This is a genomic window from Agrobacterium sp. CCNWLW155 (assembly GCF_036888815.1).
In the GTDB taxonomy this organism is placed as follows: Bacteria; Pseudomonadota; Alphaproteobacteria; order Rhizobiales; family Rhizobiaceae; genus Agrobacterium; species Agrobacterium radiobacter.
Map to the genome: position 1 here is coordinate 55045 of NZ_JBAKFW010000002.1, position 13470 is coordinate 68514.

Annotated in this window: 12 protein-coding genes and 1 tRNA gene; 10 read left to right on the forward strand and 3 right to left on the reverse strand. The window is 58.7% G+C overall.

What is annotated here, in order from left to right:
* Positions 1 to 49: 49 nt before the first annotated feature.
* The 7 genes from V6S97_RS08785 (at position 50) to V6S97_RS08815 (ending at position 7376) form a co-directional block, all read left to right on the forward strand.
* Positions 50 to 1852 carry a sensor histidine kinase gene (locus V6S97_RS08785; protein WP_060722720.1) on the forward strand — a complete coding sequence of 601 codons (1803 nt, stop codon included), beginning with the start codon at positions 50 to 52 and terminating at the stop codon, positions 1850 to 1852.
* Entirely contained in the window at positions 1849 to 3195 is a 1347-nt protein-coding gene (locus tag V6S97_RS08790; protein WP_080865692.1) for a sigma-54-dependent transcriptional regulator, read from the forward strand. Before V6S97_RS08785 ends, V6S97_RS08790 begins: the two co-directional genes overlap by 4 nt.
* A 197-nt stretch (positions 3196 to 3392) precedes the next feature.
* Positions 3393 to 4376 carry a tripartite tricarboxylate transporter substrate-binding protein gene (locus V6S97_RS08795; protein WP_060723017.1) on the forward strand — a complete coding sequence of 328 codons (984 nt, stop codon included), beginning with the start codon at positions 3393 to 3395 and terminating at the stop codon, positions 4374 to 4376.
* Positions 4377 to 4473: 97 nt separating this feature from the next.
* Complete coding sequence (locus V6S97_RS08800; RefSeq protein WP_035213079.1) at positions 4474 to 4935, forward strand: tripartite tricarboxylate transporter TctB family protein; 462 nt, start codon at positions 4474 to 4476, stop codon at positions 4933 to 4935.
* 9 nt (positions 4936 to 4944) lie between these two features.
* Entirely contained in the window at positions 4945 to 6450 is a 1506-nt protein-coding gene (locus tag V6S97_RS08805; RefSeq protein ID WP_003507211.1) for a tripartite tricarboxylate transporter permease, read from the forward strand.
* A gap of 148 nt (positions 6451 to 6598) precedes the next feature.
* Positions 6599 to 6811, forward strand: coding sequence for a SlyX family protein (locus tag V6S97_RS08810; protein ID WP_035213112.1), 213 nt, complete (start codon positions 6599 to 6601; stop codon positions 6809 to 6811).
* Between the two features lie 13 nt (positions 6812 to 6824).
* Positions 6825 to 7376, forward strand: coding sequence for a DUF924 family protein (locus V6S97_RS08815; protein ID WP_080865694.1), 552 nt, complete (start codon positions 6825 to 6827; stop codon positions 7374 to 7376).
* 67 nt (positions 7377 to 7443) lie between these two features.
* Here V6S97_RS08815 and dnaJ read toward each other — a convergent pair whose 3' ends face one another.
* From dnaJ to V6S97_RS08830, 3 genes are all read right to left on the reverse strand, one after another.
* On the reverse strand, positions 7444 to 8580 hold the full coding sequence (gene dnaJ, locus V6S97_RS08820) for a molecular chaperone DnaJ (RefSeq protein WP_004439156.1): 1137 nt from the start codon (positions 8578 to 8580) through the stop codon (positions 7444 to 7446).
* A gap of 89 nt (positions 8581 to 8669) precedes the next feature.
* Complete coding sequence (gene dnaK, locus V6S97_RS08825; protein ID WP_080865696.1) at positions 8670 to 10571, reverse strand: molecular chaperone DnaK; 1902 nt, start codon at positions 10569 to 10571, stop codon at positions 8670 to 8672.
* Between the two features lie 296 nt (positions 10572 to 10867).
* Positions 10868 to 10957, reverse strand: a tRNA-Ser gene (locus V6S97_RS08830).
* A gap of 219 nt (positions 10958 to 11176) precedes the next feature.
* On the opposite strand from V6S97_RS08830, the gene V6S97_RS08835 reads away from it, so the two are divergent.
* The 3 genes from V6S97_RS08835 (at position 11177) to V6S97_RS08845 (ending at position 13427) form a co-directional block, all read left to right on the forward strand.
* A complete protein-coding gene (locus V6S97_RS08835) occupies positions 11177 to 11494 on the forward strand; it encodes a hypothetical protein (RefSeq protein ID WP_060722723.1) in 318 nt (105 codons plus the stop codon).
* A gap of 76 nt (positions 11495 to 11570) precedes the next feature.
* Positions 11571 to 12221: a peptide-methionine (S)-S-oxide reductase MsrA gene (msrA, locus tag V6S97_RS08840; protein ID WP_087743158.1), complete on the forward strand. Its 651-nt coding sequence runs from the start codon at positions 11571 to 11573 to the stop codon at positions 12219 to 12221.
* 213 nt (positions 12222 to 12434) lie between these two features.
* A complete protein-coding gene (locus tag V6S97_RS08845) occupies positions 12435 to 13427 on the forward strand; it encodes a BMP family lipoprotein (RefSeq protein ID WP_099085763.1) in 993 nt (330 codons plus the stop codon).
* Positions 13428 to 13470: the final 43 nt, after the last annotated feature.

Consider the following 13470-nt stretch of genomic DNA (forward strand, 5'->3'; position numbering starts at 1 on the left):
TGCCTGCAACAGGAGGGGAGCTTCGGTGAAATATCGCTGGATTTTGTTGATGCTTCTCAGCTTCGGTCTCGGTTATGGCGCCGTGACGAGAGGCGGCGGCATCATTGCGGAAAGCTATTTCGGCGAAATGTCCGAGCAGGGCCGCACGACCCTCCGGTTGGCTGTCTCCGCTCTCGGCGGGCTTTTGAACCGTTACGAACCGCTGCCCGCCTTGATCGCCGATCACGACGACATTGAGGAACTGGTCGCACATCCCAAGGATGCCGAACTGCGCCAGCGCGCCAATGTCTACCTCAAATCTATTAACACCCTGCTGGAATCCTCCGATATCTACATCATCACGCTCGACGGGGAGACCATCGCCGCCAGCAACTATGATGGTCCGACGAGTTTCGTTGGTGAGAATTTCAGCTACCGCCCTTATTTTCAGGATGCCGCGAAGGGCTTGCAGTCGCGGTTCTTCGCGCTTGGCACCACCTCCCATAAGCGCGGCTATTATTTTTCCGCGCCCATCCTCTTCAATGAGGAAATCAAGGGCGTCATCGTCTTCAAGGTCGATATTGAAGGCATCGAGGCCTCATTCGGCGATGGTGAGAACCGAATTCTGGTCTCGGACCCTGAGGGCATCATCTTCATGACTGGAACGCCGCAATGGCTTTATTCCGGTCTGATGCCGCTGACGCCCGAACGGCTGGCACGAACGGAGGCTTCCCGCCGGTATGCCAATGCCACCCTCAAGGAACTGCCGTTGAAAAACGGCAATTTCGGTTCGCATCAGCTGATGACGATCGTCCAGGACGACGGCGAGAGGGAATATATGCTCCTGTCACAGCCCATGCCCGATGCCGGTTGGACGGTCAGCGTGCTGATGGATACAGGTTCGCTCAGGACGCAGGTCAAGACCGCGATGATCGCGATAATCCTGTGCCTGTGTCTGGCCGCCGCCGTGATTGCGGCCATGCTGCAAAGACGGCGGCGTCTGCGCGAACGGCTGATCCATCAGGCAGAGGCGCAGGCGGAACTGGAACGCCGGGTGGAGGAGCGCACTGCCGATCTGGCGCGGGTGAACCAGGAGATCGAACACGAAATCGCCGAACGCCGCCAGACGGAAAAACAGCTGCGCAAGATGCAGAACGATCTGGTGCAGGCCGGTAAGCTTGCAGCCCTCGGGCAGATGTCGGCGGCGCTGTCGCATGAGTTCAATCAGCCGCTTGCCGCGGCCAAGAACTATGCCGAAAATGCTTCGCTTCTCGTGGAGCGCGGGCGGCTGGAAGAGGTGACGGAAAACCTCAGGCGTATTTCAGGCCTTATCGACCGCATGGCGTCGATCAGCAAGCATCTCAGGAATTTCGCCCGCAAGCCCAACGAAAAAATGGCAGCGGTGGGTCTGGAGGCGGTGCTTCGGGATACGCTCGAAATTGTCGGTGCGCGGTTGAAGGCCGCCGATGCGGTGCTGGATGTTGATCTCGGGCCGGTGCAGCTTGCGGTGAAAGCCGGCCCGGTGAGATTGCAGCAGGTGCTCGTCAACATCATCTCCAACGCGGCCGATGCTGTGGAAGGGCGCGAGGATCGCCATATTGCGCTGCAAGCCGTCCAGCATGGCCAGATGGTATCGATTTTTATCCGCGATCGTGGTCCCGGCGTGCCGGCGGCGATTTCGGAGCGCATTTTTGATCCCTTCTTCACCACCAAGGGTGTGGGACGCGGCCTCGGTCTGGGCCTGTCCATCTCCTACAACATCATCAAGGATTTTGGCGGTCAGCTGCGGGTGAGAAACCATGAAGAGGGCGGGGCGGAGTTCGAGATCGAATTGCCAGCCGCCGCCTGGCGCGTGGAGGCGGCTGCGGAATGACCATGTCGCGGGTTCTGTTGATTGATGACGAGGAGGAGCTGCGCTTTTCCACCGCGCAGGCGCTGGAGCTTTCCGGCTTTGCCGTCACCATGCTCGCGAGTGCCGAGCATGCGCTCGAACTCATCGGTTACAGCTTTGATGGCGTCGTGGTCAGCGATATCAGGATGCCTGGCATGGATGGCATGACGTTGCTGCAGAAGGTGCGCGAGCTCGATCCGGAAATACCTGTCATCCTGATGACGGGCCATGGTGATGTGCAGCTTGCGGTCAACGCCATGCGCAACGGCGCCTATGATTTCATCGAAAAGCCGTTCACGCCGCAATATCTCGCCGGCATCATCAAAAGGGCGAATGACCGGCGGGCGCTGGTGCTGGAAAACCGCCGCCTCAAGGCGGTGGCGGGCAAGCACGACGATCTCGAAACACGTCTGCCCGGCAGAACCCAGATCATGGTCGATCTGCGATACCGCATCCGCGCGATTGGCGCGACGGACGCCGATACGCTGATCGTTGGCGATACCGGCGCGGGCAAGGAGGTCGTGGCGCGCGCGCTTCACGATATCAGTGCCAGAAGCAACCGGCCCTTCGTTGCGATCAATTGCGCCGCCCTCCCGCAGACGTTGATCGAAAGCGAATTGTTCGGTCATGAGGCGGGTGCGTTTCCGGGCGCGCTGCGCCCGCGCTACGGCAAGTTCGAACATGCCCGCGGCGGCACGATCCTGCTGGACGAGATCGGCTCCATGCCCTTCGAATTGCAGGGCCGGTTTCTGCGTGTCCTGCAGGAACGGGTGATTACCCGTCTGGGCTCGAATGAAACGGTCGAACTCGATGTTCGCTTCATCGCCACAAGCAAGGTGGATCTGGAACAGGAAGTCGCGGCTGGCCGGTTCCGTGCCGATCTTCTTTATCGGCTCAACGTGGCGACACTTCTCGTGCCATCTCTCTCGCAGCGCAGTGCCGACATACCGCTCCTCTTCCTGCATCTCGTGCGGGAAGCTGCTGCGCGCTACGGGCGGGAAGACATGGAGGTGCCGCAAAATCTGCTCTCGGCCATCTCCCTTCGTGAGTGGCCGGGCAACGTGCGTGAATTGCGCAATGCCGCGGACCGTTTCGTTCTCGGCCTGGAAAGCGACGTTTCCGAAGGGTCGTTGCCGTTTCAGGCTGACGGAAAAGCGGCTCTTGCTGCAAGGGTCGCGGCTTATGAAAAGAGCCTGATCGCACATGCAATTGCCGCCCACGGCGGAAATCTGAAATCCGTCTATGAGGCGCTCGGCATTTCGCGCAAAACGCTCTATGAAAAAATGCAGAAATACGGGCTGCACCGGCACATGACCGAGGTGTAGTGGGTGGATTTCCACCCATGAATAGGTGCTTATGGGTCGAAATCCACCCATTGCCTCTCGCGATAGCGATAAAAGCGCATCCCACTGCAAGACCGCCATTGCTGAACGGCAATCCCGGATCGCAAATATGTCACCCCGGTCGCCATGGAGGAGCATGCGCGGCTGAAGTGGCGAACATTTTCATCCGGGAGGAATCGATGAAAATACTGAAGACAGTCACCGGCCTTGCTGCCGCCGCTGCCGTTTCCCTTTTTGCGCTGTCCGCATCCGCTCAGAACTATCCAGAGCGCAACATCACCATGGTCGTGCCCTTTGCAGCCGGCGGCCCAACGGATACGGTCGCGCGTCTTGTTGCTGAATCCATGTCCAAGGATCTCGGTCAGCAGATCATCGTCGAAAATGTCGGCGGCGCAGGCGGCACGCTGGGTGCTGGTCGTGTGGCATCGTCCGATCCGGACGGTTACACCGTCCTTCTCCACCATATCGGCATGGCCACCAGCGCCACGCTCTACCGCAAGCTCGCCTATGACACGCTGAACGCCTTCGAATATGTTGGTCTCGTCACCGAAGTGCCGATGACGATCCTGTCGCGCAAGACCCTTGAGACGAAGGATCTGAAGGGTCTGATCGAATACGCCAAGGCGAACAAGGACAAGGTCACGGTTGCCAATGCCGGCATTGGCGCTGCCTCGCATCTCTGCGGCATGCTGTTCATGAGCGCCATCGAGACGCCACTGGTCACCGTTCCCTATAAGGGGACTGGGCCGGCCATGACCGATCTGCTCGGCGGCCAGGTCGACATCATGTGCGACCAGACCACCAACACCACCAAGCAGATTCAGGGCGGAACCGTGAAAGCCTATGCCGTAACCACGGCCAAGCGGCTGGACGTGCTGCCTGACGTGCCGACGGTCGTCGAGGCGGGCCTGCCGAAGCTTGAGGTTGGCATCTGGCACGGCATCTATACGCCCAAGGGCACGCCGGCTGAAATCAACGAAAAGCTCTCCAAGTCGCTGCAGGTCGCGCTGAAGGACAAGAATGTCGCGGCTCGTTTTGCAGAACTGGGCACCACGCCCTCTTCGGAAAGCGATGCGACGCCGGCGGCACTCAAGGCCAAGCTCGAAAGCGAAATCGCCCGCTGGAAGCCGGTGATCGAAGCTGCCGGCCAATATGCCGACTGATGAACGCGGAAGGACCGGCGGCATCGCCGCCGGTCGACCGTGATCATTTTAACAGGCGGACCGGTGTGATGCCGGCCGCGGTGGAGGGGCATCTTTCATGAAGTCATTATTTAATGACCCTGCCGAGGCAGTCTGCGGGGCAATTTTTATGGGACTTGGCGTCTTTTTCGCCTTGCAGTCCTATGGGCTGGAGATCGGAACCGCCTTTCGTATGGGGCCGGGCTATTTCCCGCTCGTTCTGGCAATTATCCTCATTCTGCTCGGTGGCATCATATTCCTCCGCTCAGCCCGCCCGGCCGGGGAAGGGATCGGAGCGATCGCATGGCGTGGCATATTCTTCATCCTGCCCGCGCCGATCTTCTTCGGTTTTACTGTCCGGGGTCTTGGTTTCGTGCCGGCGCTGTTTTTTAGCGCGCTCATCGCCTCGTTTGCCTCGCACAAGATGAGTCCGATCATGGCGATTATTCTTTCCGCAGCCATCACGGCCTTCTCCGTCGCTGTTTTCAATTACGGTCTCGGCCTGCCGTTCCAGCGCTTCGGCCCCTGGCTTAAATTTTGAGGTGCTGCGATGGATTTGCTTGATAATCTTGCTCTCGGTTTCGTCACCGCCTCATCGCTGGCAAACCTGTTCTTCTGCCTGATCGGCGTGTTGCTCGGCACCCTGATCGGCGTGTTGCCCGGCATCGGCGCGACGGCGACCATTGCCATGCTGCTGCCCATCACCTTTCAGCTCGAGCCCGTCTCGTCGCTGATCATGCTCGCCGGCATTTATTATGGCGCGCAATATGGCGGTTCCACCACGGCCATCCTGATCAACATGCCCGGCGAATCCTCCTCTGCCGTCACCGCCATCGATGGTTATCAGATGGCGCGCAAGGGCAAGGCAGGGGCTGCTCTCGCCATTGCCGCCATCGGTTCGTTCTTTGCCGGCACGGTTTCCACCTTCCTCGTCGCGATCTTTGCGCCGCCTCTGACCGCAATTGCGCTGGAGTTTGGTGCGGCGGAATATTTCTCACTGATGGTCGTCGGCCTCGTTTCGTCCATCGCCCTTGCCCATGGCTCCATCGTCAAGGCGCTGGCCATGGTCGTGCTTGGTCTGCTGCTCGGTCTGGTCGGCACGGATATCTACAGCGGTACGCCGCGCTTCACCCTTGGCATCCGCGAATATGCCGATGGTCTGAACTTCGTCGCCGTGGCTGTGGGTGTCTTCGGTATCGCCGAAATCCTGCGCAACCTCGAAAACGAGCGCACCCGTTCGGTGCTGATCGCCAAGGTCAGCGGGCTGATGCCCACGCGGGAGGATTTCCGGAAAATGGTCGGCCCGGTGCTACGCGGCACGGCCATCGGTTCCGCGCTCGGCATCCTGCCGGGCGGCGGCGCCATCCTCGCGGCCTTTGCGTCCTACACGGTGGAAAAACGCGTCTCCAAGAACCCGGAGGAATTCGGGCATGGCGCGGTGGCCGGTGTGGCCGGTCCGGAATCGGCCAATAATGCCGGCGCCCAGACCTCCTTCATCCCGCTGCTCACGCTCGGCATCCCCGCCAATCCGGTGATGGCGCTGATGATTGGGGCGATGATCATTCAGGGGATCGTGCCGGGTCCAAACGTTGCAATCGAGCAGCCGGCGCTGTTCTGGGGCATCATTGCCTCCATGTGGATCGGTAACCTGATGCTCGTTGTCCTGAACCTGCCCCTGATCGGGCTGTGGGTTAAGCTATTGACGGTGCCCTATTACGTGCTGTTCCCCATCATCATGGCTTTCTGCGCCATCGGGGTTTATAGCGTCAATTCCAACGTCTTTGATCTCTATGCCGTCGCCTTCTTCGGCTTCATCGGCTACGTGCTGGTGAAATTGCGCTGCGAGCCGGCGCCGCTGCTCCTCGGTTTCGTGCTTGGCCCGCTCCTGGAGGAAAACCTGCGTCGCGCGATGATCCTGTCCCGCGGTGATCCAACCACCTTCGTCACCCGGCCGATCAGCGCCACACTGCTTTTCATCGCTTTGGCCGTGCTGATCGTCGTCTTCCTGCCAAGCGTGAAGAAGAAACGAGAAGAGGTTTTCGTAGAAGAAGACTAAGCAATATCAAACTTCCCGACGCCGGCGATGGAAACATCGCCGGCTTTTTCCGTTTCCGGATCACCATGACGAATTCGCTTCACGAAAGCGACATATGGTTGACTCGCAAGCTTTTAGGCCCAAGGAAGGGCTGGAAAGAGAGGTCGATATGACGTCGGAAACCGAAAAACGGATCATCGCGCTCGAGGAGACGGTCGCGCATCAGGTGAAGGTGATAGAGGAACTGTCCGACCAGCTGGCGGAACAGTGGAAGGTGGTGGAGCAGACCCGCGCCAAGCTCGACCGCTTGACGGAGAGGTTCCTGAGCCTTGAGGAGCAATCGCTGGACGCGCCTGCGATCACCCGGCCACCGCATTATTGACAGGGAAGAGCAGATGAAAAACGACACAGCCGCGCTTGCCGCCGATATCGTCGATTTCTGGAAGAAGGCCGGGCCAGACAAGTGGTTCGACAAGGATGCCGCCTTCGACAGTCATTTCCACGACCGTTTCCGCGATACCCATTTCGCGGCAGCACGGCGCGAACTGGATGACTGGCTGGAGGGTGCGGAAAGCAGCCTTGCGCTGATGCTTCTGCTGGATCAGTTTCCGCGCAATTGTTTTCGTGGCACCGCCCACATGTATGCCACAGACCCCCTGGCGCGGCTTTTCGCCGACGAGGCCATTCGCCGTGGCCATGATCAGGCCGTGAGCGAGGATTTGCGCGTCTTCTTCTACCTGCCCTTTTCCCATGCGGAGGATATCGCCGCCCAGCGGCGTGCCTGCGACCTGAACCAGCCGCTCGGCGGGCTTTATCTTCATCATGCCGAAGAGCATCGCGATATCGTTGAACGTTTCGGCCGTTTTCCGCATCGCAACGACATATTGCTGCGGGAAACGACATCAGAAGAACGGCAATATCTGGAAGAAGGCGGCTTTTCCGGCTGAGCCCAAAACGAAAACGCCGCCAGTCTCAAGGGATGGCGGCGTCCTAAAAGCTTGGGACCGGCGGAAATCAGCCGTCGAAGAATTCCTTCATCCGGGCAAAGAAGCCCGTCGATTCCGGATTGTTCTCCTTCGAGGAGAGCTGCTCGAACTCCTGCAACAGCTCGCGCTGACGCTTGCTGAGTTTCTGCGGCGTCTCGATCTGAATCTGGATATAGAGATCGCCCGTCTGCGCCGAACGCAGCACCGGCATGCCCTTGCCCTTCAGACGGAATTGCTTGCCCGGCTGGGTGCCCTCGGGAACCGTGACGCGTGACTTGGTGCCGTCGAGTGTCGTGACATCGAAGGTGCCGCCAAGCGCTGCCGTCGTCATGGAGATCGGTACGGTGCAATAAAGATCGGCACCGTCGCGCTGGAAGAACTCATGCGGACGCACGGACAGGAAGATATAGAGATCGCCCGCCGGACCGCCGCGCATGCCGGCCTCGCCTTCGCCCTGCAGGCGAATGCGGGTGCCGTCTTCGATACCCGAGGGAATGTTGACCGAGAGCGAGCGCTCTTCCGTTACACGGCCCTGACCATGGCACTTGCCGCACGGATCGGAGATCGTCTGCCCGCGGCCATGGCAGGTGGGGCAGGTGCGTTCCACCGAGAAGAAGCCCTGTGCTGCGCGCACGCGGCCGGAACCCTGACAGGTAGCGCAGGTCTTCGGCTGTGTACCTGGTTTGGCGCCAGAGCCCGAACAGACATCACAGGTGATCGAGGTAGGAACCCTGATCTGCGCCGTCTTGCCGGTGAAGGCTTCTTCCAGCGTGATTTCCATGTTGTAGCGAAGATCGGCGCCGCGTTCGCGCCCGCCGGAAGAGCGGCGCGCACGGCCACCACCCATCATCTCGCCGAAGATGTCCTCGAAGATGTCGGAGAAGCCGCCATTGGCGAAACCGCCGCCGCCAAAGCCGCCACCGCCGCCCATGCCGCCATTTTCAAATGCGGCGTGGCCGAAACGGTCATAGGCCGCGCGCTTCTGCGGGTCCTTCAGCGTTTCGTAGGCTTCGTTGATTTCTTTGAATTTCCGTTCGGAATCGGCATCATCAGGATTCTTGTCCGGATGGTACTTCATCGCGAGTTTGCGGAAGGCGCTTTTCAGCTCTTTTTCGTCCGCGGTCTTGCTGACGCCGAGTGTTTCGTAAAAGTCTGCTTTCGCCATTAAGTTAACAAGCCCCGCAAATGGATTTCCGGCTGCACTCGGCAGCCGGATGTCTTGCATATGTTGTCAGGAGACGGGAAGTCACGCGATTATGCGGACTTCTTGTCGTCCTTGATTTCTTCATAGTCGGCGTCGACGACGTCGTCCTTGCCGCCTTCAGAAGCATCACCGGCCTCCGCCTGCTGCGCTTCGTAAATGGCCTGACCAAGCTTCATGGAAACTTCCATGAGGGTCTGGGTCTTCGCCTGAATGTCGTCTGCGTCAGGCTCGGCGGCTTCGACAGCGGTCTTCAGGGCGGCTATGGCGTCTTCGATTGCCTTGCGGTCGGTCTCGGAAACCTTGTCACCATATTCCTTCACCGACTTTTCGGTGGAGTGAATGAGGCTTTCGGCCTGGTTTTTGGCTTCCACACCGGCGCGACGCTTCTTGTCGGCTTCGGCATTGGCTTCGGCGTCCTTGACCATCTTTTCGATGTCGGCGTCGGAAAGACCGCCGGAGGCCTGGATGCGGATCTGCTGTTCCTTGCCGGTGCCCTTGTCTTTCGCCGAAACCTGCACGATGCCGTTGGCGTCGATATCGAAGGTGACTTCGATCTGCGGAACGCCGCGCGGCGACGGTGGCAGGCCGACGAGGTCGAACTGGCCGAGCAGCTTGTTGTCCTGGGCCATTTCACGCTCGCCCTGCGAAACGCGGATGGTCACGGCCGACTGGTTGTCTTCGGCGGTCGAGAAGGTCTGGCTCTTCTTCGTCGGGATCGTCGTGTTGCGATCGATCAGACGGGTGAAGACGCCACCCAGCGTTTCGATGCCGAGCGACAGCGGGGTCACGTCGAGAAGCAGAACGTCCTTGACGTCGCCCTGCAGAACGCCGGCCTGAATGGCGGCGCCCATGGCAACCACTTCATCAGGGTTCACGCCCTTGTGCGGCTCCTTGCCGAACAGCTGCTTGACGACTTCCTGTACCTTCGGCATGCGGCTCATGCCACCAACGAGAACGACTTCATCGATCTCGGCAGCGGTAACGCCGGCATCCTTGAGGGCAGCCTTGCAAGGGGCGACGGTGCGCTGCACCAGATCGTCCACCAGGCTTTCGAACTTGGCGCGGGTCAGCTTCAGCGTCAGGTGCTTCGGACCGGAAGCATCAGCCGTGATGAACGGCAGGTTGATTTCGGTCTGCTGCGAGGACGACAGTTCGATCTTCGCCTTTTCGGCAGCTTCCTTGAGGCGCTGCAGGGCAAGCTTGTCGTTCTTCAGGTCGATGCCCTGATCCTTCTTGAACTCGCCGGCCAGATATTCGACCAGACGCATGTCGAAGTCTTCACCGCCAAGGAAGGTATCACCATTGGTGGACTTCACTTCGAAAACGCCGTCGCCGATTTCCAGAACGGAAATATCGAAGGTGCCGCCGCCAAGGTCGTAAACGGCGATGGTCTTGCCGTCCTTCTTGTCGAGGCCGTAAGCAAGCGCTGCCGCGGTCGGCTCGTTGATGATGCGCAGAACATCCAGACCGGCAATGCGGCCGGCATCCTTGGTTGCCTGACGCTGGGCGTCGTTAAAATAGGCCGGAACGGTGATGACGGCCTTTTCGACCTTTTCACCGAGATAGGATTCAGCCGTTTCCTTCATCTTCTGAAGGATCATCGCGGAAATCTGCGACGGGGAATAATTTTTGTCCTGAGCCTTCACCCATGCGTCGCCATTGTCGCCCTTGACGATTTCAAAGGGGACAAGAGCCTTGTCCTTTTCGACGGTCGGGTCTTCGTAACGGCGGCCGATAAGGCGTTTCACCGCAAACAGGGTATTGGTCGGGTTGGTGACCGCCTGGCGCTTGGCCGGCTGGCCGACAAGGCGTTCGCCATCGTCGGAAAATGCCACCATGGACGGCGTGGTGCGCGCGCCTTCCGCATTTTCAATTACTTTCGTGTCCTTGCCGTCCATCACTGCGACGCAGGAATTGGTCGTGCCAAGGTCGATACCGATTACTTTTGCCATGCTCTTCTCTCCTTGAAGCGAGCCGTCGGAACCCCGTGAGGCATTCCATTGACAACTCCTTGACTTGGATTTGCAGTATTCGCTGCAGTTATGCGGCGTATATAAGGAGCGATTTTTCCTGCTGCAAGGCGCAAGAGAGGGGTAAGAGCAGCAAAAAGCGGATGAATCCCTTGTCTGTGCAGAAGCATAGCCATCAACGCATGCGGAAGCGGAAAAACGCGACTTTGACGCTACGTCCTTGCAACACGGTCGGCAACACCAAGGTTCATATGTAAGTCGGTGAAGATGAGGTGAAATGGCGGACAGGGTGGGATTCGAACCCACGGTACGCTTTCACGCACACACGCGTTCCAGGCGTGCGCCTTAAACCACTCGGCCACCTGTCCTTTTTCAAGTCTGCATGTCATGAAGAATGCAAATCACTGGAACGGCGCGATATATACCGATGAATTCGCAGGGATCAACACGAATCTGACAGTTTTTTGAAATGTCGGCAATTTCCTGTGTTCCGACGCGATTGCAAACCGGTTTTCCCACCTTTATCGATGCATTATAGGTTTCAAAAAGTGGCTGTCTGACCGGCAGATCGTGAGCGAGGTATACCAATGAAAGCTTTTTTGCGGTTTTTGAGCTTTCTTTTCCTCGTTGCGGCGGTTTTTCTGGGCGTGCTCGATTCGATCCGCTCGGTTTCCACATCCTCGGTCGACATCACCGGCATCCTGTCCGTCTGGAACTATCTTCTTCCTGCTTCCCGCACCATGGTGGAAGCGGCCTTGGCTCACTATATTCACCCTGAAGCGTGGCGCTTCATTGAAAATGCCCTGACGGCGGTGCCCGCATTTGCCGTTTCCCTGGCGCTTTCCCTGCTCTGCTGGATGGCGGGGTACAGGAAACACAGGCCGATGAGGCGTTTGTCAGCCTGACTTGTGTCAGCCGAATTGCGCGCGCCCGCAGATGTGAACCATGAAAAGCGGCGGAGCTGGCCGCATGGAGGACCGAATGTTCCTGTTCGATACGCTTTCAAAAAAGACGACGATGCCGACGCAAGAAACCGCCTTGCCTGGCCGTGAAGCGGCGCTTGCGGTTCCGGAGGCCCATTTCGTCAATGGCCGGCCTTTGAAGGGGCCTTATCCCGACGGCCTTGAAACCATCTATCTCGGCATGGGCTGCTTCTGGGGCGCGGAACGGCTGTTCTGGAAAACGCCTGGTGTGTGGGTGACGGCGGTGGGGTATGCCGGCGGTTTCACCCGCAATCCCACCTATCAGGAGACGACGACAGGCCAGACGGGCCACGCCGAAGTGGTCAAGGTTGTCTATGATCCGGCGGTGATCTCGCTCTCGGGCCTCTTGAAGATATTTTTTGAGGAGCACGATCCCACTCAGGGGATGCGTCAGGGCAATGATGTCGGCACGACCTATCGTTCCGCCATCTACGCGACGACGGAAGGCCAGTTGCAGCAGGCGCAGAAGGCCCGCGATGCTTTTCAACAGGCTTTGGAGGAGGCTGGCCATGGCAGTACCATCACCACCGAGATCGGGCCGCTTGAAAAGTTTTATTACGCTGAAGACTATCATCAGCAATATCTTGCCAAGAACCCGGGTGGCTACTGCGGCCTCAGGGGAACGGGCGTAAGCTGCAATATCGACTAGATTTTTTGCAGGTCGCGCGGTGGAAAGACCAAAAAAGCGCCAGAATAAAGTTTTTCCACCGGGTCAAAAAAACCGGATGAATTTTTCATTGAGCCATGCAAGGATATGAGCCAAGCACAGCCGGGATAACGGCTGGCGGTTCCGCAGACATTCCCGGTCAACGGGTTTGCGGGAGGACCCTTAAAATATCAATTGCAACAACAGGGCTGCACAATGAAAAAATCCCTTCTGACGCTTTTTGCGCTTGCCGCCATGTCGGCTTCCGCGCTTGCTGCCGATATCAAGCCGGCATTGGTTTATGGTACGGGCGGCAAGTTCGACAAGTCGTTCAACGAAGCCGCCGCGGCTGGCGCTGAAAAGTTCAAGGCGGAAACGGGCATCGAGTTCCGCGATTTTGAACCGACCAGCGATACGCAGGGTGAGCAGGCTATCCGCAACTTCGCCAGCAAGGGCTTTAACCCGGTTGTTGCCGTGTCCTTCGCCTGGACGTCGGCCATGGAAAAGGTTGCAGCCGAATTCCCCGATACCAAGTTCGTCATCGTTGATTCCGTCGTCGAGCTGCCGAATGTACGCTCCGTTGTCTACAAGGAGCACGAAGGCTCCTATCTCGTTGGTCTGCTGGCTGGCATGGCCTCCAAGACCGGTAAGGTCGGCTTCATCGGCGGCATGGATATTCCGCTGATCCGCAAGTTTGCCTGTGGTTATGCGCAGGGCGCCAAGGCCGCGAACGACAAGATCGAAGTCTTCCAGAACATGACCGGCACCACGGGTGCTGCCTGGAACGATCCGGTGCGCGGTGGTGAACTCACCAAGAACCAGATCGACCAGGGTGCTGACGTGATCTACGCGGCAGCTGGTGCGACCGGTATCGGCGTGTTGCAGACCGCCGCCGACAACAAGAAGTTCTCGATCGGCGTCGATTCCAACCAGAACCATCTGCATCCCGGTTCGGTTCTGACCTCGATGGTCAAGCGCGTCGATCTGGCTGTCTACAATGCCTACAAGGATGCCAAGGACGACAAGTTCACCCCCGGCATCGTTGCGCTGGGCGTCAAGGAAGACGGCGTCGCTTACGCTGTTGACGACAACAACAAGGCCCTGATCACACCGGAAATGACCGCCGCCGTGGACAAGGCAAAGGCCGACATCATTGCCGGCAACGTCAAGGTTCATGACTATATGGCGGACAATTCCTGCCCGAAATGATATGATATGTGACTGGGGCGCATGATGATTTTTCATCTTGCGC